The 23,841-nt window shown below is 34.1% G+C and carries 16 protein-coding genes; 13 read left to right on the top strand and 3 right to left on the bottom strand.

The window, feature by feature from the left end:
* The first annotated feature begins 246 nt into the window (after nt 1-246).
* From FHK87_RS14540 to FHK87_RS14515, 6 genes are all read left to right on the top strand, one after another.
* Entirely contained in the window at nt 247-2,097 is a 1,851-nt protein-coding gene (locus tag FHK87_RS14540) for a T9SS type A sorting domain-containing protein (protein ID WP_140594341.1), read from the top strand.
* Nucleotides 2,098-2,707: 610 nt separating this feature from the next.
* A complete protein-coding gene (locus FHK87_RS14535; protein ID WP_140594340.1) occupies nt 2,708-3,877 on the top strand; it encodes a hypothetical protein in 1,170 nt (389 codons plus the stop codon).
* Nucleotides 3,878-4,197: 320 nt separating this feature from the next.
* Nucleotides 4,198-5,565 carry a BspA family leucine-rich repeat surface protein gene (locus tag FHK87_RS14530; protein ID WP_140594339.1) on the top strand — a complete coding sequence of 456 codons (1,368 nt, stop codon included), beginning with the start codon at nt 4,198-4,200 and terminating at the stop codon, nt 5,563-5,565.
* Between the two features lie 269 nt (nt 5,566-5,834).
* Nucleotides 5,835-7,424 carry a BspA family leucine-rich repeat surface protein gene (locus FHK87_RS14525; RefSeq protein ID WP_226294255.1) on the top strand — a complete coding sequence of 530 codons (1,590 nt, stop codon included), beginning with the start codon at nt 5,835-5,837 and terminating at the stop codon, nt 7,422-7,424.
* Between the two features lie 268 nt (nt 7,425-7,692).
* Entirely contained in the window at nt 7,693-9,144 is a 1,452-nt protein-coding gene (locus tag FHK87_RS14520; protein WP_226294254.1) for a BspA family leucine-rich repeat surface protein, read from the top strand.
* Nucleotides 9,145-9,399: 255 nt separating this feature from the next.
* Nucleotides 9,400-11,214 (top strand): BspA family leucine-rich repeat surface protein, encoded by a 1,815-nt coding sequence (locus FHK87_RS14515; RefSeq protein ID WP_140594336.1) that lies wholly within the window; start codon nt 9,400-9,402, stop codon nt 11,212-11,214.
* Nucleotides 11,215-11,343: 129 nt separating this feature from the next.
* Here FHK87_RS14515 and FHK87_RS14510 read toward each other — a convergent pair whose 3' ends face one another.
* From FHK87_RS14510 to FHK87_RS14500, 3 genes are all read right to left on the bottom strand, one after another.
* Complete coding sequence (locus FHK87_RS14510; RefSeq protein WP_140594335.1) at nt 11,344-11,592, bottom strand: hypothetical protein; 249 nt, start codon at nt 11,590-11,592, stop codon at nt 11,344-11,346.
* Between the two features lie 186 nt (nt 11,593-11,778).
* Nucleotides 11,779-12,828 (bottom strand): NAD(P)-dependent alcohol dehydrogenase, encoded by a 1,050-nt coding sequence (locus FHK87_RS14505; RefSeq protein WP_140594334.1) that lies wholly within the window; start codon nt 12,826-12,828, stop codon nt 11,779-11,781.
* Nucleotides 12,829-13,107: 279 nt separating this feature from the next.
* Nucleotides 13,108-14,319 carry a hypothetical protein gene (locus FHK87_RS14500; protein WP_140594304.1) on the bottom strand — a complete coding sequence of 404 codons (1,212 nt, stop codon included), beginning with the start codon at nt 14,317-14,319 and terminating at the stop codon, nt 13,108-13,110.
* Nucleotides 14,320-14,764: 445 nt separating this feature from the next.
* On the opposite strand from FHK87_RS14500, the gene FHK87_RS14495 reads away from it, so the two are divergent.
* The 7 genes from FHK87_RS14495 to FHK87_RS14465 all read left to right on the top strand — a co-directional run bounded on the left by FHK87_RS14495 (nt 14,765) and on the right by FHK87_RS14465 (nt 23,745).
* Nucleotides 14,765-15,007 (top strand): hypothetical protein, encoded by a 243-nt coding sequence (locus FHK87_RS14495; protein WP_140594301.1) that lies wholly within the window; start codon nt 14,765-14,767, stop codon nt 15,005-15,007.
* 4 nt (nt 15,008-15,011) lie between these two features.
* The gene (locus FHK87_RS14490) at nt 15,012-17,339 is read left to right on the top strand and encodes a molybdopterin-dependent oxidoreductase (RefSeq protein WP_140594299.1); all 2,328 of its coding nucleotides are present in this window, start codon (nt 15,012-15,014) and stop codon (nt 17,337-17,339) included.
* 3 nt (nt 17,340-17,342) lie between these two features.
* Nucleotides 17,343-18,047 carry a nitrate reductase cytochrome c-type subunit gene (locus tag FHK87_RS14485; RefSeq protein ID WP_140594297.1) on the top strand — a complete coding sequence of 235 codons (705 nt, stop codon included), beginning with the start codon at nt 17,343-17,345 and terminating at the stop codon, nt 18,045-18,047.
* Nucleotides 18,037-18,666 carry a cytochrome c3 family protein gene (locus FHK87_RS14480; RefSeq protein ID WP_140594295.1) on the top strand — a complete coding sequence of 210 codons (630 nt, stop codon included), beginning with the start codon at nt 18,037-18,039 and terminating at the stop codon, nt 18,664-18,666. Before FHK87_RS14485 ends, FHK87_RS14480 begins: the two co-directional genes overlap by 11 nt.
* A 12-nt stretch (nt 18,667-18,678) precedes the next feature.
* Nucleotides 18,679-19,779 (top strand): 4Fe-4S dicluster domain-containing protein, encoded by a 1,101-nt coding sequence (locus FHK87_RS14475; protein ID WP_140594293.1) that lies wholly within the window; start codon nt 18,679-18,681, stop codon nt 19,777-19,779.
* Between the two features lie 15 nt (nt 19,780-19,794).
* Nucleotides 19,795-21,012, top strand: coding sequence for a sulfate reduction electron transfer complex DsrMKJOP subunit DsrP (dsrP, locus tag FHK87_RS14470; RefSeq protein WP_140594291.1), 1,218 nt, complete (start codon nt 19,795-19,797; stop codon nt 21,010-21,012).
* 147 nt (nt 21,013-21,159) lie between these two features.
* Nucleotides 21,160-23,745 carry a cation-translocating P-type ATPase gene (locus FHK87_RS14465; protein WP_226294253.1) on the top strand — a complete coding sequence of 862 codons (2,586 nt, stop codon included), beginning with the start codon at nt 21,160-21,162 and terminating at the stop codon, nt 23,743-23,745.
* The last annotated feature ends 96 nt before the right edge of the window (nt 23,746-23,841 follow it).

Here is a 23,841-nt window from a genome sequence, read left to right as displayed (position 1 = left end):
TCAATTACTTATATAAGAAAACAAATTAAATAGTTATATCAATCAATTTATTAGAGAGCGGTAAATTAAATATGTATTCAAGTATTATTGGAATATAACGGTACAAAAACAACAGAAGTATGTAGCCAAATTGAAGTTAATAATTTTAAGTCAATCTAGAAATCTGCTAGATTTGTGAACATACATATAAAATAAAGCATATATATCCCTTATTTTATTGTCAGCTAACATTTATAACAAATAATTATGAAGAAAACTTTACTATTAGGAATATCTATTTGTTTAAGTATTATTAGCCAAGCTGCTACCATAACAGTTACTAATACAAATAACGGAGGAGCAGGATCACTAAGGCAAGCATTGTTAGATGCTAATAATGGTGACATAATTAACTTCTCTGTAACAGGAGTAATTATGGTGAGTAACTCATTAAATATTTCTAAAAATGTTACAATTCAAGGACCGGGAGCAGATGTACTTGCAATTGATGGTAATAATACCACCACTATTTTTCGTGATTTTTTAAATACGATAAATACAGTAGAAATATCAGGTCTTGAAATTAGAAATGGCTCGAGCTCAGCATATGGTGCCGGAATTAGGGGGTTAGGAATCAATTTAAAACTAAAATATTGTAACATTCATTCTCATACCCTTTCAGCAGGATACGGGGCGGCTATAAGTATTTGGCGTATCGGTTCGTCATTAACTATTGAGAATTCTGCGCTGCACAACAATACCGTATCTGGTTTTGCTGCGGGTATATATATTCAAGATGGTGGCGACCTAAATATCTCAAACTCTACACTCTACAATAACAAGGGGAATGCCGGTGGACAAGCAATATTGGCTCAAGGTTCAGATATTTCATTTACCAATGTAACGATTGCAGGGCATAACACAGGGACTTCGGCCATTATTATTGAAGACTATGAAGATTTTTCAACTTCAACAATTGTCAAAGAAGGTTCCTTGACAATTGTTAATAGTATCATTGATAATCCCATCGTGAACATTTCGTCATTTGGCGCAAGTGGACCATTGATTTCGCGTGGTTACAATATATCAAATGATAGGTCAACGCGAAGGATTCTGAGAAGTATTAATGATTTAAATGAAACTAGTTCCTTGCTAGATCCATTAGGAATACAAAACAACGGAGGCACGGTGCCTACTATTGGTTTGCAATGTGATAGTCCGGCAATAGATAGAGGAAGCCTTGTTTTGCCCCTAGATCAAATCGGATCGATTAGATATGGTTCGGGACCTGATATAGGAGCTTACGAAAGTAACAATATCCCTGTCGGTATAGATACCATAACAGAGTGTAATGCCTACACTTGGATTGATGGAAAAACTTATACCGAAAGCAATAATTCTGCCATGTTCACAATTATCGGAGGAGCTGCAAACGGTTGTGACTCTATTGCTTCTTTAAACCTTACCATCAACACCGCTCCTGCACTACGAATAGATACCATAACAGAGTGTAACTCCTATACCTGGATCGACGGAAATACCTATACCGAAAGCAATAATTCCGCCACATTCAAAGTTCCTGAAGGAGCTGCGAACGGTTGTGACTCTATTGTTTCTTTGGATCTTATTATCAACAAAATTTCTGACTTAACAACTTCAGTCTCTGGAACCACAATAACTTCAAACAACAATTCTGCATCTTACCAATGGATTGATTGTGATAATGATAATGCTATTATTATTGGAGAAACAGGTAAGTCATATACACCATCAACAACAGGTAATTATGCTGTAACATTAACTGAGAATGGATGTGTGGAGACTACAGCTTGTGTTACTGTCGAAGTTCTAAGTGTTGTAGATGAAGAAAATGACTTTGGAGACAAACTTTTAGTGTATCCTAATCCCACCAAAGGGAAGTTCTTTGTAAACCTTGGAGATGAATATGAAACATCACAAATTTCAATTACAGACATAAGCGGAAAAATTCTTTATTCAGAAACAACGAATAATCAATCACAGATTTTGAATCTTTCATTAGAAGAATCAGCCGGAGTTTATTTTGTATCGATTAGAGCAGGGGATAAAAAAGCTAAGATTCGATTAATAAAAAAATAAAAATACAGACAACAACCATATATGTGATCATAACAGTTAAAGGATCAATCCAATAATTGTTGTACAACATCTAGATAAACCTTATGAGTACTATGAGATGTTTGTTAAATCTCTTGTTGCATATATTTGTTATAGTTTTATACTATTGATAATATAAGTTATTGATGATACTTAAAACCCAAAAATAAGAAATAGAGATTTCTTCTCGTATATAGCCATAGTTTTGAAATATATCTTTTGCTTACGGAATCTTATTTACAATAGGGTATTAGATTCATGGGTAATATACTGATACTACTATCATAACTCTTAGTGTTGGATTCTTATTACTAATTTTATTAAAAGATATTGGAAAAACTCTTGTTTCATAATTTATAAAAAGTAAACTCCAATGAATATAGGCTCATTCTCAACGAATTTGATTTCATGATCTAATTCGCGACAGATAGGAAGTACTTTTGGTAAAAATTCAAAATAATAGTAAAAAAAGCTCTCAATTCACTTGTTTTACTATTGATAGTACTATTAACAAGAACAAGTATTCAGATCGTTAACAAAATTGATTAGTAACAAAAAGATAGACCAATCGTCTTGTAATAAAAACACACACATGAAACAATTATGTACACTTTTTACTTTGATATTGATGCTATCTGATATTTATGCTCAGTCGACCTTACCAGAGATAATAAAAAACAATACTTCAACTTTTTACTATCAAGATCATAATTTTAGTGGTAAAGGATGGGAAGAGATGATAACCCAAATAAAAGAACACAATTCAGTTTTGATAGGTGAAGATCATTTTTTTAATGAAATACCATTATTTGTATCAAAAATAACATCAGAGATAAAATTTGATAATTTTTTCTGCGAGTTAGACCCTTATACAGCAAAGATAATTGAGCAAAAAATCAATCATTTACCCGAAGAACAATCCTCCCAATATTTGAAAGAGTTTAGTAATACTTTTTCTTTCTATGCTTTATCTACAGAATTTAATCTGCTTAAAAACTTGGTTTTAGAAAAAACAAACATAATCGGGACAGATCAAATTGCATTAACTGCAGATAGGTTAATGGCATCAAAGTTACTCGAAATAACTAAGAATAATGGTGCAAAACAAATATATTCAGACATTATGAAGAATTCTGAGAAACATTACGATCTGTTTACAAATGGAAAGGGGAATCCATATTTTTTTACAGATGAGTTTGAACAAAATTTAGAAAAACTTAGTAATCTTAAGTTAAGTTCAGAAGAAAGACTAATACTGAAAGATTTAGCCTTGTCACGAAAAATATATACCTCTCAAGACCATTCTCTAAGAATTCAGTTAATGAAAAACAACATTTTAAATACTATTGACTTGTTAAAGAATAAGAAAAATTTATTCAAATATGGGGCAATCCATATGAACAAAGCCGAAAGTATATTAGGTGGATACGATATTGGGAACCTAATTTCAAATATAGAGGATGCTAATTTTCAATCATCTTTACATATTATGATCATAGGTAAAGAGGGTATGCAAGGGGTTCCTTTTAAAGGGATGGAAACACAAAAAGTAAATCCTAATAGTAAGGACTTAAAACATTTTGGTTGTTTTTTTGATAGTATAGAAGGGGATGATTGGCATGTGTTCAATACAAAGGAAATAGTAAAGGAAATACAGGTTAATAAAATTAAGATTGAAGATGAAATCTTATTAAAAACAGTAAAAGGTTTTGACTATTTGATTGTAATCCCAAAAGTTAGTGCAGCTACATTTATAAACTAACGGTTGCTAACATTTGCTATTAGTAATAGCTTAGGGCTGTAGCCTTTTTCAGATATTTTTGCACACTCTTTATTTGGATCATATTATTTTATTGGTTGGCTGGGTTTATCTGATATAGTACTCATACTAATTAGCTTTGTATTTGCGTGTATAAAATTATTAGGAATAGGATATAAACATACAACACAATATTTTTGACAAATAAAACTCCAACGAATATAGGTTCATTCTCAACGAATCTAAGTTCATGATCTCATTAGCGACATATAGGAAATACTTTTGGTGAAAATTCAAAATAATAGTTTAAAAAGTATTTGAACATGAAATCAATTTTTACCCTTAGTATTACACTAGTGATGACATTATTATTTGTTTCCTGTAGTAATGATGATGATACAATACAGTATTTACTTAGTTTAGAAAATTTGCCTGTAAGTATAGACGAAAATCCACAAACCAATACTGTCATTGGTAATTTTACAGTGACTCAAGAAAATCTTACCGGTGATTTAAGTTTTGAAATTATAGAACAATCTGTAGCAGGAGCTGTTACTATTGATGCCCAAGGACAGTTATTGGTCGCTGATGCTATGGCATTTAATTTTGAAGTGAATCCAAGTATAACCGTTACAGTACGGGTACGTTCGGGAGGACTTACTGATACAGCTACCTTTACGATTACAATCAATGATATTACAGAGTTGAATCCATCATTGAGTATAGAAGATTTTACTGCAACGCTAGATGAAAACCCTGAAACGGATTTTGTGATCGGTACTATTACAATAAATCAGGCTGATTTGACAGATGCTGTACGTTTTGAAATTACATCACAATCAGTAATGGGAGCAGTGAAGGTTAATACACAAGGACAATTATTGGTAGCCGATGCTACAGCATTTGATTTTGAGACGAATCCGAGTATTACCGGAGAGGTTAGTGTTACCTCTGGTAGTCTTACGGATACAGCTGCTTTTAGCATGAATGTTACAGATGTAAATGAGTTTCCTGCAGGAGCTTTTGTAACCAAATGGGAACTTACCCCTAGTAACCTTACCATACAGCTTCCTATTTTTAATGCAAGTCTTGGAATAGATGCAGATTATGATTTTCAAGTAGATTGGGGAGACGGTACGATACGAGAAGTTACTTCTTTTGATGACCCTGATGCTACTCATACCTATGCTACCCCGGGAGTCAAGACCATAATCATTACAGGTACTTTAGAAGGATTTAATTTTACATTGAATCAAGATTCAAGAGCCTTTATTATTGATGTTGCGCAATGGGGAAATATGTTGTTGGGTAATTTTGTGGGGCATTTTTCAGGATGTATAAATCTGAGAGGTTTTACGGCAAAAGATACACCGGATTTAAGTAAAATAACATCATTTGCTTTTATGTTTTCCTCTGCAACTTCTTTTAATGGAGATATATCGAATTGGGATGTTTCTAATGTAAGGGATATGGCTGCAGCTTTTAGAGATGCTACTTCTTTTAATCAGGATATATCAGGTTGGGATGTTTCCAACGTAGTAAGTATGCAAGCAATGTTCAGTGGAGCAAGTTCATTTAATCAAGATTTATCTAACTGGCCTACTGACAACGTTACTATATGTGATAGGTTTAACGAAGGGACTTCAGCATTAACACCAGAGAATCTGCCAACTAGAGGAACATGTTTTTAATTTGAGAAGAGTTTATAAACAAAAATAAGTTTGAGGGAGCGTATCGCGTAGATAGTAATGATAACATTAATACTAGAATACGATGAGATCGATATCGGGAATAGGTCAAAAAGACTTGTTCCCGATATATGTTTTGGTAGCACAACAAATAAAATACCTAACGAATATAAATTCACTTACGACGAATCTGGGTTCATAGTCTCATTAGCTACAGATAGGAAATACTTTTGATAAAAATTCAAAATAATAGTATAAAAAGTATGTTAAACATGAAATCCATTTTTACCCTTAGTATTACACTAGTCATGACATTGTTATTTATTTCTTGTGATAATGATGATGATACAATACAGTATTTACTTAGTTTAGAAAATTTGCCTGTAAGTATAGACGAAAATCCACAAACCAATACTGTCATTGGTACTTTTACAGTGACTCAAGAAAATCTTACTGGTGATTTAAGTTTTGAAATTATAGAACAATCGGTAGCAGATGCTGTTACTATTGATGCCCAAGGACAGTTATTGGTCGCTGATGTTATGGCATTTAATTTTGAAGTGAATCCAACCATAATAGGAACAGTACGTGTACGTTCAGGAGGACTTACTGATACAGCTACTTTTACGATTACAATCAATGATATTACAGAATTGAATCCATCATTGAGTATAGAAGATTTTACTGCAACGCTAGATGAAAACCCTGAAACGGATTTTGTGATCGGTACTATTACAATAAATCAGGCTGACTTAACTGATGCTGTACGTTTTGAAATTACAACACAGTCGGTAATGGGAGCAGTAAAAGTTAATGATCAAGGACAATTATTGGTTGCCGATGCTGCAGCATTTGATTTTGAGACCAACCCAATGCTTACTGGAGAGGTTAGTGTTACTTCAGGTACTCTTACCGATACAGCTACCTTTAGTATAAGTCTTACTGATGTAAATGAGTTTCCTGTTGGTGCCTTTGTAACTAAGTGGGAGCTAACATCTAGCAACCTTACTATACAGCTCCCTTTATATTCATCTCAACCTTCGGCAGTTACAGAATATGATTTTCAAGTAGATTGGGGAGACGGTACGATACGAGAAGTTACTTCTTTTGATGATCCTGATGCTTCACATACGTATGCTACTCCTGGGATAAAAACTGTAATTATTACAGGTACTTTCCGAGGTATTAGTTTTTCTAGAGTACCTGATTCAAAAGATTTAATTATCGATGTAGCACAATGGGGAACTATGAAGATGGGAGATTTTGGCGGACATTTTATGAGATGTACCAATTTAATAGGGTTTACAGCAACAGATGTCCCAGATTTAAGTGATACAAGATCATTGTTTTTATCATTTTTTGAAGCAACTTCTTTTAATGGAGATGTTTCTAAATGGGATGTTTCTAATATAACAAACATGGGTTCAACATTTCGTGATGCACATACGTTTAATCAGGATCTTTCAGGCTGGGATGTTTCTAATGTTACTATTATGGCGGCGATGTTAGAATCAACTTCTTTTAATGGAGATGTTTCAAGTTGGGATGTTTCTAAAGTAGAGACTATGAGTGCTTTATTCCGTTTTGTAAGTGCGTTTAACTCAGATATATCAGGCTGGGATGTTTCTAATGTAAAAATTATGGGTGCGATGTTTGATGGTGTAACTTCTTTTAATCAAGATCTTTCAAGTTGGGACGTTTCTAATGTAACGAATATGGAAATAATGTTCAACAATGCCAGTTCTTTTAATCAAAATCTTTCGGGTTGGGCAACCGACAAAGTTGTTAGGTGCACCAGCTTTAATGGAGGCACTTCAGCCTTAACACCAGAGAATCTACCCACTAGAGGAACATGTTTTTAATTTGAGAAGAGTTTATAAACAAAAATAAGTTTAAGGAAGCGTATCGTGTAGATAGTAATTGTAACATAATGCTAGAATACGATGAGAGTGATATCGGGAATAGGTCAAAAAGGCTTGTTCCCGATATATATATTGGTAGTATTACAAATAAAAGAAACAACGAATATAAATCCACTCACAACGAATCTGAGTTCATGATCTCACCAGCAACCAATAACAAATACTTTTGATAAAAATTCAAAATAATAGTATAAAAAGTATGTTAAACATGAAATCTATTTTTACCCTTAGTATTACACTGGTGATGACATTGTTATTTATTTCTTGTAATAATGATGATGATACCCTGCAAAATTTACTTAGTTTAGAAAACTTGTCTGTAAGTATAGACGAAAATTCACAGGCTAATACTGTAATCGGTACTTTTACAGTGACTCAAGAAAATCTTACCGGCGATTTAAGTTTTGAAATTATAGAACAATCTGTAGCAGGTGCTGTTACTATTGATGCCCAAGGACAATTATTAGTAGCTGATGTTATGGCATTTAATTTTGAAGTGAATCCAACTATAACAGGAGCAGTACGTGTACGTTCGGGAGGACTTACGGATACGGCTACCTTTACGATCACCATCAATGATCTTACAGAGTTGAATCCATCATTAAGCATAGAAGATTTTATCGCAACTTTGGAAGAGAATCCTGAAGCAGATTTTATAATTGGTACTGTTACAGTAAATCAAACCGATTTGACTGATGCCATAAGCTTTGCAATTACATCACAATCAGTAATGGGCGCAGTGAAAATTAATGAACAAGGACAATTATTGGTTGCCGATGCTACGACATTTGATTTTGAGACCAACCCAACGATTACGGGAGAGATTAGTATTATTTCTGGTACTCTTACCGATACGGCAACATTTAGTATCAGTCTTAATGACGTAAATGAAATTCCTGCTGATGCCTTTGTAACCGAGTGGGAACTTACTGCGGGTAACCTTACCATACGTCTTCCTATTCATGAAGCCAGACCACTAAATCAAATCATTACTGAGTATGATTTTCAGGTAGATTGGGGAGATGGTACCGTACAACAAGTAACTTCTTTTGACGATCCTGATGCCATACACACGTATGCCTCTCCCGGTAAAAAAACCGTGATCATCACCGGTACGTTACGAGGATTTAGTTTTTTTGAAGGTTCCGGCGTTTCAAGCTCACTACTCACTAATGTTTCTCAATGGGGTACTGTTTTATTAGGAAATAGTCTTGGGCATTTCATTAATTGTACCAACCTTACAGGCTTTACGGCAACAGATATACCAGATGTAAGTGAAATTGGAAGTTTTGAGCGTATGTTTAATAATGCTTCTTCTTTTACCGGTGGTATTTCAAATTGGGATGTTTCAAATGTAGAAGTGATGACTAATATGTTTGCTGGTGCTACCGAATTTAATGAAGATATTTCGGGTTGGAATGTTTCTAAAGTAATCGCTACAATTTCGATGTTTGCCAATGCCATATCTTTTAACCAAGATATTTCGGGTTGGGATGTTTCAAGCTTACTATTTGTCGATGGAATGTTCTTCAATGCGAGTTCTTTTAATCAAGACCTTTCGGGTTGGGCAACCGATAATGTTTTCTCTTGTGATGAATTTAATGGAGGTACTTCAGCTTTAACTTCTGCTAATCTACCGACCAGAGGGCCTTGTTTGTAATGCATATAAACTTATATATAGTTGGAATCATATTAGGGATAAGGAGTTTTGCTTATCCCTGATATGTTTTTATGGCGTAATACTTCCCAAAACAGTGTACAAAAAAGAAATACGCTTCTTACTTTTTTAAAAGCTAAATACGAATATGAACCCATTTATTACGAATCTAGGTTCACGATCTCACCAGCTACAGATAACAAATACTTTTGATAAAAATAAAAAACTCAAAATAATAGTAAAAAAAGTAATTGGAATATGAAATCAATTTTTACCCTTAGTATTACAGCATTGGTAGCTTTGTTGTTTTTTTCTTGTGATAATGATGATGATACAATACAGTATTTACTTAGTTTAGAAAATTTGTCTGTTAACATAGATGAGAATCCTCAGCCAAATACTATGATCAGCGACTTTACAGTAACCCAAGAAAACCTTACCGGGGATTTACGTTTTGAAATTATAGAACAATCAGTTGAAGGAGCGGTATCTATAAATAATCAAGGACAGTTATTGGTTGCCGATGTTATGGCGTTTAATTTCGAAGTAAATCCAACCATAACAGGAGTAGTACGTGTACGTTCAGGAGGACTTACTGATACAGCTACCTTTGCGATTACGATCAATGATGTTCTAGAGTTGAACCCATCATTGAGTATAGAAGATTTTACTGCAACCTTAGATGAAAACCCCGAAGCTGATATTGTAATTGGTAGTGTTATAGTAACCCAAGCAAATTTAACTGATGCTGTCCGTTTTGAAATTACCTCACAAACGATAACAGGAGCAGTAAAAATTAATGAACGAGGTGAATTACTAGTTGCTGAAGTAGCGGCATTTGATTTTGAGATGAATCCAACGATTACCGGAGAGGTTAGTGTTACCTCTGGTAATGTTACAGATACAGCTACTTTTAAGATAAGCCTTACTGATGTAGATGAGACACCTCCTTCTTTTATTACAAAATGGGATGTTACAGTTCTCAATCTTACTGTGCACTTGCCTATTTATTCATCCTCTCCCGATGATCGTACTGAATATGATTTTGAGGTAGACTGGGGGGATGGTACTGTACAACAAGTTACTTCTTTTGATGATCCTGATGCGATTCATACTTATGCCGCTCCGGGAGTCAAAACGGTAACCATAACAGGAACCTTGCAAGGTTTTAACTTCTTTAAAACAAGAACATCGAGTACTCTTTTTGTCGATGTTGCACAATGGGGTAATGTTTTATTAGGTAATGGTACTCTTCATTTTATAAGATGTGCAAATCTAAGAGGTTTTTCTGCTACAGATGCACCGGATTTGAGTACAACACCTTCATGTTATGGTATGTTTGCTGGTTTGATTTTTTTTAATAGCGATCTTTCGAATTGGGATGTTTCGAATGTAACTAATATGAATCAGATGTTCACATCAACATTTAGATTTGATAGTGATCTTTCAAATTGGGATGTTTCTAATGTGAAGGATATGGCATTTATGTTTACAGCATCAGGTTCATTTAATCAAGATCTTTCAAATTGGGATGTTTCTAGTGTAGAAAATATGAGGGGTATGTTTATGTCTGCAAGTTCCTTTAATCAGGACCTCTCTAATTGGGATGTTTCGAATGTGAAAGATATGTCAAATATGTTTAATCAGGCGCTTGCATTTAATCATGATCTCTCTAATTGGGATATCTCAAATGTAAAAGATATGTCAAGTATGTTTGATCAAGCAAGTATGTTTAATCAAAATCTTTCAAATTGGGATGTTTCAGGAGTAGGAAATATGTCAAGTATGTTTCGTTTGGCAACGTCTTTTAATCAAGATCTTTCTGGTTGGGATGTTTCAAATGTTGGAGGGATGAGAGGTATGTTCCTTGGAGCAGCTATTTTTAATCAGGATATTTCAAATTGGGACGTTTCAAATGTAAGAAATATGTCGTTAATGTTTTTTGATGCAAGTTCTTTTAATCAAGATCTTTCTGGTTGGGTAACCCGTAATGTTTTGACTTGTGGTGAGTTTAATGGGGGGACTTCTGCTTTAGTAGCAGAACATGTACCGACTACGGGACTTTGTTTTTAGTTGGTTTAAAGTATTGAAAATGTAACGTTAGTGAGTGAGTTTATAAGAGATTAGGGTTAGTATCAAATAAAGAAAATATGGTAATTAGCAAACTATGAAAGGTGCTAACATCGTACTTTTGATTTTGAATCAATTAACCCTTATTTCTTGTAGAAATCTCTTTATTTCATATTCTATTACTTTGATCCGCAATCGTAATTCAATATATATATTGGTTTCTGACGCGTTAGAAGGATCAGGAGTGCTCAAGTGATGTAATATAGAGGATGCTTTACCGATTCTTCTCTGTATGGAATATAAAGCTTTTAGATCAGTTTTATCCATTGACTTAAAATCGTCTTCTAATATATAGATCATTTCAACAAGCAGCCTGTCCATCAGTTTTAGTAATATTTGCTAAGTTCTGTAATTTGAGCAAACAAAAGTTATGGGTTTCCGTAATTTTAATAAAAAATAATAGACTTTGAGTACATGTTATTATTTTTTTAAGATAGTATCAGAAAATGATAAAACCGCTTATAGCGGTTTTATTATACTAATGAATTGATATATTTTAGGACTTGATTAGTTACGTAGTGATTCCATATCAATAACAAAACGATATTTTACATCAGCTTTTGTAATTCTTTCGTAAGCCTCATTTATATTATTGATATCAATAAGTTCTATGTCACTTACAATGTTGTGTTCTCCACAAAAATCTAGCATTTCCTGAGTTTCTTTAATTCCACCTATCAGAGATCCTGCAATACGTTTTCTTCCAATGATAAGATTAGCTCCATGCATGGGTTCTAATGGTTCCAGAGCGCCAACCATAACCATAGTGGCATCAATTTTTAACAAAGACATATAAGGGTTTACATCATGTTTTACTGGAACTGTGTTTAGTAAAAAATCAAAAGACCCTTTATGCTGTTCCATTTCTGTTGTGTTTTTAGAAATTAATACTTCGTGTGCTCCCAGAAGTTGAGCATCTTTGGCTTTGCCGGGAGAAGTAGTAATCATCACAACATGTGCTCCCATGGCTCTTGCAAATTTGATCCCCATATGACCTAATCCACCTAGTCCAATAACCCCTATTTTGTCTCCTTTTTTTATGTTCCAATGTTTTAGGGGAGAATATGTTGTAATCCCTGCACATAATAACGGAGCAACTGCTTTTTGATCAAGGTTTTTAGGAACACGCAATACAAAATGGCGATCTACAGTAATTTCTTCAGAATACCCACCAAAAGTATGTCCGCCTGAGTGCACGTCGGGACTATTATACGTCAAGGTCATTCCTTTTTCACAAAATTGTTCTAAATGATTTTGGCAAGCGCTACATTCTTTACAAGAATCTACCATGCAACCAACTCCTACTAAGTCTCCTATATTAATATCCGATACTTCATTTCCTACTTGTAAAACTGTACCTATAATCTCATGACCAGGTACAGATGGATAAAGCGTATTATCCCAATCATTTCGGGCAGTATGTATATCACTATGGCAAATACCGCAATATGTAATTTTTATTTTCACATCATTAGGTTCGACATCCCTGCGTGTTATTTGCATTTCTGCTAAATTATCGTCCTTATGTTGAGTGCCGTAAGCTTTTACTGTATTCATTTGCATTAATTTTTACGGCAAAAATATTATTTTATCATATGTTGATCGAATTCAAATACAGTTTTACATTAAGATTAACAAGAGGATTGCAACCCTTGTTTACGTAAAAGTATTAAAACAAGATAGTTAAATGAGGTGACTTTATTTTTTATTTGTCAATCAAAAAAATGTATAATGAATCTGTTAATTATCATATAAAAAACTCATAATACATTTAATTTAAAATACAATATTCAACTTTTGAAACAGGTTTTTAAGAATTAAAATTTATAATACGAATTAAAATAGATCAACTGCCAAATACAAACTGGATGATTTGAGGTCAGATTCTAGAACAATATTACTATCAGAAATATCTTTACCTGTGTATTTTCGATATCCTACTTTAAAACGACCATAACCAAGTCCTCCTCCATAAAAGAAATCTGTAGAAGTTTCTTTGATTTCGTCTATAGTTGGCTCAGGTAATGATTTTGTATCCAGGTCATAATCAATGGCAATCCCCCCTTCTAAAAATAATTCAAATTTAGAACTCAAATAGATATGAAATCTAGGGGCAAATGCAATATTAATACCTTTATAATCTAATTCCAGTTCATTTTCCAAAGTAGAGGTATCCTCACTTTTGATAGAAAAAGCATTATAAGTAGTTTCTAGAAAAAAACTTAAATCTACTTTAGAAAAAGGAATAAATGTTTCTATATAAATACCGTATCTGGGAGCATAAGTTTTTTGATAAGTAATTTCATCTGTATTCCCTTCGATAGGAGAAGAGTGAGAAAAATCAATGTGGTTTATGCCTCCTACAATACCAACATGAGTTTGATTTACTTTTTTACGAATGGTATATTCCATATAATTGCCTTTACAAACATTATATCGCTTGAAGTATTTTTTTAAATCCTTTTGTGTGTATTCTATTTCAGAAAGATCATCCTTTCCACAGTTTAATATTTGGATAAGTTGATTTCGATACTCGGTATTCTTATGAGCAATTATTTTTTTTCCCGGGTCTTTTGTTTCATCGGGGGTATAAAAAACTTTGTAGACAAGCAATTCAGGATACACAGCATCTTTATCTGTATAGAAAAATCTATTTACTCCATTTTTTGAATATTGATACAACGATGTTTTACTTTCTAGAATAACTCTAAGAAATAATTTTTGAAGCTTTAGATCAGGTTTTTCTAGTTTTGTTGCCCTCCCTAGGTTGTCTCCTTTTAGATCAATTTCTAAGATATATCTTTTATATAGATACTCTTTACCAACAGCAAATTCTTTAATATCTTCAATGTTTTCTTTTTTGGGAGTAGAAGAGATGTTTTTTTTCCATTCAAATTCGGTAGGATTATCTTTCCAAGATAGTTTTTTGATTAGACATTCTTTACGATTTCCATCGTTATCGATAAAATATCCAGTTTCATATATGCTCTGCGCACTTATTGTAAAAATAGAGAAAATTCCTAGTAAAGAAGATAAAAATGATTTCATGTAATAATGTGAGTTTTGATCGGGTCTATTTAGTTCTTAATTAAGTGTTAACGGTTTTACAGTAGATTACGTATGCTTTATTTGTATTTATGAATATTTTTTTTCTTTTTTAGCTATTTCATGCCTTATTTTAATGAAAATAGAATCAACTCGTCTGCGATTTGTTTTTGATTAAAATCTTCTTGACCTTATTGTTTTATAGGGAGATACATATCGTTTTTCTAGTCGTAAAATATTTTATTATAAGGTTTTGGTATCACTTTTTACCAAATATAATTGGTCTATTTAGAAAGGATAAAAATAGCTTAAACATGATTTTTATCACTCTTTTTCGATAATAAAAAAAACATATTTGTTAAGCAATAACATCTTTTTAATCATCATTATCGCCGAAACTGAGTGATAATGATCCTGTAGCCTTATTGATCACAAAAACGACCATATTATGCCAATAAAAAGTTATTTAGCACATCCTTATGAAGGTAAAAAAGAAACATTAATCAAAGCACTTACTGTAATTGATCAATGCGAGATATTACCAGCAGAAAACGAAAACCTTATTGTTTTGGTTACAGAAACTGAAACAGAAAAAGAAGAAGAAATGCTAAAAGAAAAATTGGATGCTATAAAAAGTTTAAAACTTTTGGCAATGGTTTCAGGATTTAATACACCTCAAAAAAACAACTAGCCATATGTACAATTCCTTATCAAATAGAAGAAGTTTTATCAAAAAAATGGCGATGCTTTCTGCAATGACAGCAGCAGCATCCATGTTTCCTGGAATATTATTTGCCGCAGAGCAAGAAGCGGGGATTCCTGCTAATGCTAATTTAGATTGGAAAAAAGGCCCGTGTAGATTTTGTGGTGTAGGTTGTGGGATTTTAGTAGGTACCGAAAATGGAAAAGCTGTAGCGATAAAAGGTGATCCGAATTGTGAAGTAAACAAGGGATTACTATGTGTAAAAGGCTATCATCAAATCATGTGTATACAAGCCAAAGACAGGTTAACACACGCTCTGGTCAAAAAAAATGGAGCATATGTAAAAACCCCTCTTAATGAGGCATTAGATATAGTAGCCGATAAGATGAAAGAAACGATATCAAAACATGGTAAAGATGCCGTAGCCATGTATACCTCGGGACAGTCTACCATACCAGAAGGATATGTAGCTTCAAAATTGATGAAAGGAGCTATCGGAACCAATAATCTAGATTGTAATGCACGTTTATGCATGGCGAGTGCAGTTGCAGGGTTTTTGACCACCTTTGGAGCAGACGAACCTATGGGATGTTATGAAGATATAGATCATGCAGATTATTTTGTGACATGGGGTAATAATATGGCAGAAATGCACCCTGTATTATTTTCAAGAATGTTGGAACAAAAAAGTAGGAGAGGTGCAAAAATTATAGATTTTGCTACAAGAACTTCACGTTCGAGTATTGCATCTACTCGGTCTATTTTATTTGAACCCCAAACCGATCTTGCTGTAGCAAATGCTATCTGTTATGAAATTATCAAAAATGGTTGGGTAAATACTTCTTTTGTAGAAAAACATTGCAGTTTTAACAAAGGACTTACAAACATGGGCTATGGCCTTGAAGACAATTATAAATTTAAAGACAAACCCGAAAAAATTGATTTTGAAGCTTATAAAGCATTTTTAAAAGATTATTCACCAGAAAAAGTTGCTAAATATTCTAAAGTATCGGTAAAAGACATCAAATATTTGGCCTCAATTTATGGTGACCCCAACAAAAAAGTTGTTTCCTATTGGTGTATGGGAATGAATCAGCATACCAGAGGAACTTGGATGAATAATCTTGTTTATAATATTCACTTGCTAACAGGCAAAATCTCTCAGCCGGGGAATGGTCCTTTTTCTCTTACAGGTCAACCTTCTGCTTGTGGTACTGCTAGAGAAGTAGGAACATTTACTCACAAACTTCCTAAAGGGGTTGTAATGAATGAAAAACACCGACGCTTAGCGGCAAAAATATGGAAAGTACCTTATGAACGTATTCCTTCAAAACCTACTTATCATACAACAGAGATGTTCAGGGCTGTAGATAGAGGTGATATCAAATTTATATGGACACAAGTGACGAATCCACTAGTATCTCTTCCTAAAACAAGCCGTTATAGACCGGGTATGAAAAAAGATTCTTGTTTTGTAGTGGTATCTGATGTATTCCCTACGCCTACATCAGATGTAGCAGACGTAATACTACCTGCATCCTGGCATATCGAAAAAAGTGGATTGTATGGTAACTCAGAACGTAGAACCCAGCATTGGGATCAAATGATAGATGGGCCGGGAGATACGACTCCCGATGCATGGATGACCATAGAAGTGGCAAAACGAATGGGCTTCAGGGATTTATTTCCGTATACCAGAGAAAACCATGTAGAAGAAATTTATAATGAATATAAACAGTTTCATGAAGGTAAAAAACATGGAATGGCTCCGTTAGAAGTTCTTAAAAAAGAATCTGGAGTGATTTGGCCTTATGTTGATGGAAAATCTACACAGTGGCGATTTAATGCAAAGTATGATCCTGCATGTTCTAATGGAGAAGATTTTCATTTTTACGGAAAACCTGATGGTCGAGCAGTTATTTGGCAACGACCATATGAGCCTGCACCCGAAGTTCCGGATCAGGAATATCCATTCTGGCTCAATACAGGTAGAGTGGTAGAGCATTGGCATACAGGGTCGATGACACGTAGAATACCAGTACTACATCAATCAATGCCGGCAGCATATATCGAATTTCATCCGGAGGATGCAAAAGCACTGGGAATTAGAGATGGCGAAAACGTAAAAATAACCTCAAGACGAGGATATTGTATCATGCCGGCATCCATAGACAAAAGAGGATTACCAACCAAAGGACAGGTTTTTGCACCTTTCTTTGACGAAAATATGTTGATCAATGATGTAACGTTAGATGCATTTTGTCCGATATCAAAAGAACCTGACTTCAAAAAATGTGCTGTCAAAGTCGAAAAAGCATAAACTATGAGAAAAAGACTCGGAATTATATCATTTTTTGTAATGCTTTTTATCGCTTTTATCACTATTTGGAACTTTAGTTATCAAAAAGGACTAGAAGAAGGATACATTACAATAATAGAACCTCCTTCAAATTCTTATATCCCATCAGAAAGTGGAGTTTTTAAACGATCAGAACATGCATTTGATTATACAAAAATGCCTGTTGATGAGCAGCATCAAAGAACATTAGAAACGTACTATAATAATAGAGCATATCCGGGAGCTCCTCCGAGTATTCCGCATCCTGTAAAAAAAGAACTTACGATGGGAGGTAACGTTTGTTTGCAGTGCCATCAGAATGGTGGATTTGTAGAAAAATTTAATGCATATGCTCCGGTCACTCCACATCCGGAAATGGTAAATTGCAGGCAATGTCATGTGACTCAAAATGTACAATCAATTTTTAAAGAGATAGCATTTTATAAAGCAAAACCTCCAAGTGTTGGTAGTGGTGCTAATAATGCCTTACCGGGAAGCCCACCAATGATGCCTCATCAACTTCAAATGAGAGAAAATTGCTTGTCTTGTCATGCGGGACCGGCTGCACCCAAAGAAATAAGAGTTACACACCCCGAAAGGATCAATTGTAGACAATGTCATTTACCAACAATAACAGAAACAGCAGAGTTTGGTGTTTTTGTAAGACAATCTGAGGATCATGAAGAATAACTTAATATTTATATCACTATTATTTTGTGTTTGTATATCCTGCAAGAAAAATAATGCAGAATATCATAGCATTACCGATAAAATTCATGATAAGAGTAAAAATTATCATGAGACTTCTATATCCTCAGAAGCATATCTGCAAGAGTTAGAGCTTATTAAAATTACAGAAGGTGAGCATACTTTTTTAATTCCTGAAAGAAAAAAACAAATAAAGTCTTTTGCCTGTACCGAATGTCACTCAAAACCATTGAGCGAGATGCAAGGAAGTAGTGATAGTAAAAAAGCACACTGGGATATTAAACTGATGCATGCAGATACAGGTGTAATGAACTGTACAACTTGTCATAATGGTAATGATATGGATCATTTGACAACGATTACAGGTAATAAAGTTGATTTTAATAACAGTTATACCCTCTGTGCACAATGTCATACCTCTCAATTTGAAGATTGGAAAGGTGGTGCGCATGGTAAAAAAGTAGAAGGATGGGCGCCTCCAAGAGCTTCAATGACATGTGTAAACTGTCATAATCCACACAATCCTAGCTTTAAAACCAGATGGCCATCAAGATTTAATACGCAAAAAGTTAAAGAACGAAACGAAGAATTAGTACACTAATACTACCACGATATGAGTAATAATAGTAAAAAATGGTTTTCTTTAAATTTGAGTAATACCAAAACACAGGTACATAATACTTCTTGTAAATGTGGTAAATCCCTTGGCAAATGTGGTGATCATAGTGAAGAAAATCAAGGTAATGATAAAGTTGATACAGAAGACCATAAAGATGGTTTTGATCAGGTTTTTGAGGTACAAATGAATAGGCGTACAGCTTTTAAAAAACTAACCGCAAGCTTGTTGATAGGAGCAGGAGCTGTTACAACTTCTTGTAGTGTTATTTCAGATGATAAGTCTAAAGAAAAAGCTCAAATCGATTGGGAAGAACAGTTTAAAGGTAACTATAAGTTAATGACTGATGAAGAGAAGAAAAATACTGTAGATCGATTAGTAAGGTCATATCAACTCAGAACAGGAAAAACAATCAATATGACGTCAGAAAATGCAGAAGAGAATGTACTTTTTGGGTATGCTTTTAACATTTCAAAATGTAATGGGTATATGGATTGTGTTAATGCTTGTGTAGAAGAGAATAATCAAGATCGTAATTCTCAAATGCAGTACATACGGATACACGAAATGGAAGAGGGAAAAGGCTTCAAGTTTGACGAGGCAGATGATAATTATTACCACGAAGTTCCTGCAGAAGGACATTTTTACATGGGTACACAATGTTTTCACTGTGATAATCCACCATGCGTAGATGTTTGCCCGGTGCAAGCGACATGGCAAGAAGAAGATGGTATTGTAGTTATAGATTATGATTGGTGTGTAGGGTGTAGGTATTGCATGGCTGCATGTCCATATGATGGAAGAAGATTTAATTGGAGTACACCCGAAGTTCCTGAGGATGAGGTGAACAAAAATCAACACTATTTGGGTAACCGAATGCGCAAAAAAGGAGTTATGGAGAAATGTACATTTTGTGTACAACGTTCTAGAAAAGGAAAAAATCCTGCTTGTGTAGATGCTTGCCCTACAGGAGCTCGAATATTTGGAAATTTATTAGATCCAAATAGCACAATACGTTGGGTTTTGGAAAACAAAAAGGTATTTAGACTAAAAGAAGACCTAGGCACAGAACCTAAGTTCTGGTATTTTATGGATTAATAAAAGTGTACCTAAATGGAAAAAATTAAAATATTAAAAGGTTTAGTAATAGATAGTTTGAACATTACAACACAAGGAACTAAAAAATACCATTTATGGATGGGCTTTTTGACCTTTATTATGCTCATAGGAATGTATTGTTATGCACAACAAATAGAATATGGACTCAGCGTAACAGGGATGACAGATCGTGTGAGTTGGGGATTGTATATTTCTAATTTTACATTTTTGGTTGGTGTTGCCGCTGCTGCAGTCATGCTGGTAATGCCTACGTATGTTCTAAAAGATATTGATTTTAAACAAGCAGTTCTGATAGGAGAAGGGCTAGCGGTTGCAGCATTATTGATGTGCCTTGCCTTTGTGATAGCAGATATGGGAGGCCCTTCGGTATTGTGGCACATGATCCCGGGTATTGGTGTATTTAATTTTCCAAATTCTATGCTGACTTGGGATGTAATCGTGCTCAATGGCTATCTTTTTATTAATATTACCATTCCTTTTTATATCCTCTTTATGCGGTATCAGGGTAAAGTACCTAACCCAAAAATATATGTTCCGGGAGCGATTATTTCTGTATTTTGGGCAGTAGGGATTCACTTGGTAACTGCATTTTTATATCAAGGATTACAAGCACGCCCCTTTTGGAATAATGCCTTGTTAGGACCTCGATTTTTAGCATCTGCTTTTGCAGCAGGTCCAGCCTTAATTATTTTGGTTTTGGCAATTATTAGAAATTTTACTGCGTTCAGCATAGAAGATAAAACCATTAAGAAGATAGCAATGATCGTTACTGTAGCAGCACAGATTAATTTAATCATGCTGTTTTCTGAGGTTTTTAAAGAATTTTATGCTCCAACCCATCATAGTGAGAGCGCGTATTATCTGTTTTTTGGGTTACATGGTAAAGATGCTTTGTTACCTTGGATTTGGACGGCCATACCGCTCAATATTTTAGCAACCATATTGTTGACTTTTGGCAAACTCAGAAATAATTTTAAAGTACTTTATTTTTGCTGTTTCATATTATTTATAGCCATTTGGATAGAAAAAGGTTTTGGACTTATAGTACCGGGTTTTATTCCAGGACCTTATGGTAAAATTGCAGAATATACACCTACCGGAATAGAAATTGGAGTTACTCTGGGAATATGGGCAATGGGAGCTTTTATATTTACGATTCTAGCCAAAACCGCAATTAATATTGAGACCGGAAGACTGAGATTCAAAAAATAAATCCATATACCTATTCATGAGAAAAAGCTAAATACTCATCTTTTTTAGATGATAATATAAGCTTATGAGATTTATCATAGTATTTATAGCAATCAGAAAGTAGTTTTATGGTGTAATTAAGATATTTTCTAAGTTAACACCATATTCATGATGAATTGGCATTTATTATCTCTCCCCCAGATTATTGATCAATTAGAGACTTCTACAGAAGGACTTGATGCTACGATTGCACAACAACGTCTTCACAAAGAAGGTAAAAACGAAATTGCAGATACCAAGAAAAAAACAATATGGCAAATGCTGTTACATCAAGTAACAGATTTCATGATTCTTATTCTCATTGCTGCAGCTATCATTTCAGGTTTTTTAGGAGAAGTCATAGATACTATTATTATTTTGGTTATTATCGTCCTCAATGCAATAGTAGGTTTTATACAAGAATATAGAGCAGAAAAAGCAATGGAGGCTTTAAAAGGAATGGTCGCTAATACCTCTCGTGTATTACGTAATAATAAATGGTCAGACATACCTGCCAGCGATCTTGTTCCCGGAGATGTGATCAATCTGGAAGCAGGTAATATAATACCGGCAGATGTAAGGTTTTTTGAAAGCCACCAAGTAAAAGTAGATGAATCTTCGCTTACGGGAGAATCTCTAAATGTTGATAAGAATATAGAAGAATTACCAGAAGCAGAGTATGCATTGGGTGATCGTTCTAATATGGGATACAAGGGTACGTTTTTTACCAATGGTAGAGCAATGGCATATGTAGTAGAAACCGGAATGAGTACAGAACTGGGGCGTATTGCAAAAATGATTCAAACAGAAGAAACAGCAACCCCGCTACAGAAACGACTCACAAGTTTTGGTAAACGACTTTCTGTTATCATTTTAATTCTTTGTATTGTAATCTTTGGTATTGGTCTTATAAGAGGTGAGAGTATTATAGAGATGTTAATTCTTTCGATTTCTCTTGCTGTAGCTGCGATACCAGAAGCGCTTCCTGCTTTGGTAACGATAACATTAGCTTTTGGAGCTAAAAAGTTAGTTAAGAATAAGGCATTGATCCGTAAACTCCCTGCAGTAGAAACACTTGGCTCTGTAACTTATATATGTTCTGACAAAACCGGAACACTTACGATTAATAAAATGGAGGTGCAAGAGGTATTTGAAGTACCAATGATAGACAATGTACCTTTTCAATTTAAAAATAATATACTCTTAAGTGCTATGGCACTTAATAATGATGTTTCAAAAGATAAAAATGGTAATTGGATAGGTGATTCTACAGAAGTTGCTCTTGTAAAATACGCTTATGATCATGATATAAAGAGAAGTATTCTCGAAAAAGAATTGCCACGAATTGCAGAATTACCATTTGATTCAACCAGAAAATGTATGACGACGTTTCACCAAACAAATAATGGTATTCTTGTCATTACAAAAGGAGCAGTTGATACCTTATTTCAAAAGTTAACAGTTGCGCAACGTACATCGATTGATGATTTTGAAAGTAAAGTAAATGCAATGGCAGAAAAAGGGTATCGTGTATTGGGGTACGCTATTAAAACTATCCCTTTTCTACCCGATTATCTTGATGCCGATGAAATAGAAAACGAACTTACTTTGGTAGGTTTTGCGGGTATGATTGATCCTCCCAGAGAAGAAGCAAAACAAGCAGTAAAAGAATGTAAAGAAGCTGGGATTATCCCTGTTATGATTACAGGAGACCATAAGCTTACTGCCAAAGCTATTGCAAAGCAATTGGGTATTGTAACTTCTGAAGCAGATTTGGCAATGAATGGTACAGAACTGAATCAACTTACTGATGATGATTTTGAAAAAGTTGTAGAAAAAGTCCGTGTATATGCAAGAGTCAATCCAGAGCAAAAACTGAAAATTGTTAGTGCTTTACAAGAAAAAAATCAGTTTGTCGCGATGACAGGAGATGGAGTCAATGATGCTCCGGCACTTAAAAACGCTGATATAGGAGTTGCCATGGGGATTAATGGTACAGAAGTATCCAAAGAAGCCTCACATATGATTCTTCTAGATGACAACTTTGCAACAATAGTTGTTGCAGTAAGACATGGGCGTAAAATATTTGATAATATCCTGAAGTTTATCAAATATATCATGACTAGTAATTCTGGAGAGATCTGGGCAATTCTTTTAGCTCCATTTTTAGGATTACCCATACCTCTGATGGCAATTCATATTTTATGGATTAACTTGGTGACTGATGGATTACCGGGACTTGCACTAGCATCAGAACCGGCAGAACCCAATATCATGAGGCGATCTCCAAGAGACCCAAAGCAAAATATATTTACACTAGGTATGTCGTTACATATTCTTTGGGTAGGATTATTTATGGGATTGGTTACTCTAGGGATGCAAGCCTGGGCTATCGATCAGGATAAAGCTAGTTGGCAAACAATGGTATTTACAGTCTTGTGTTTTAGTCAAATGGGTAATGTTATGTCTATTCGATCTGAAAAAGAATCTGTTTTTAAGATTGGATTATTTTCAAATAAACCTTTGATTGGTGCATTGCTTATTACTTTTGTACTACAATTGATTATTATATATGTTCCTTTCTTCAATACAGTTTTTAGAACTCAACCACTTACGATTATTGAATTATTAATCACAATTGCAGTATCTAGTCTTGTATTTTGGGGAGTAGAATTAGAAAAGTTTATTAAAAGGAGAATTACAAAAAAATCATGACACAAGGCTGAAAGAAATATTGTAAGATTCTTTTTTTAAAAGGTAAAAGATCATGTTTACCTTCTAATACTTCTGTTTAGTTGTCCTTTTGAAATC

The organism is Aquimarina algicola (genome assembly GCF_006443095.1).
Lineage (GTDB): Bacteria > Bacteroidota > Bacteroidia > Flavobacteriales > Flavobacteriaceae > Aquimarina > Aquimarina algicola.
The sequence above is the reverse complement of the archived record's forward strand: the minus strand, read 5'-3'. Positions and strand labels throughout refer to the sequence as shown.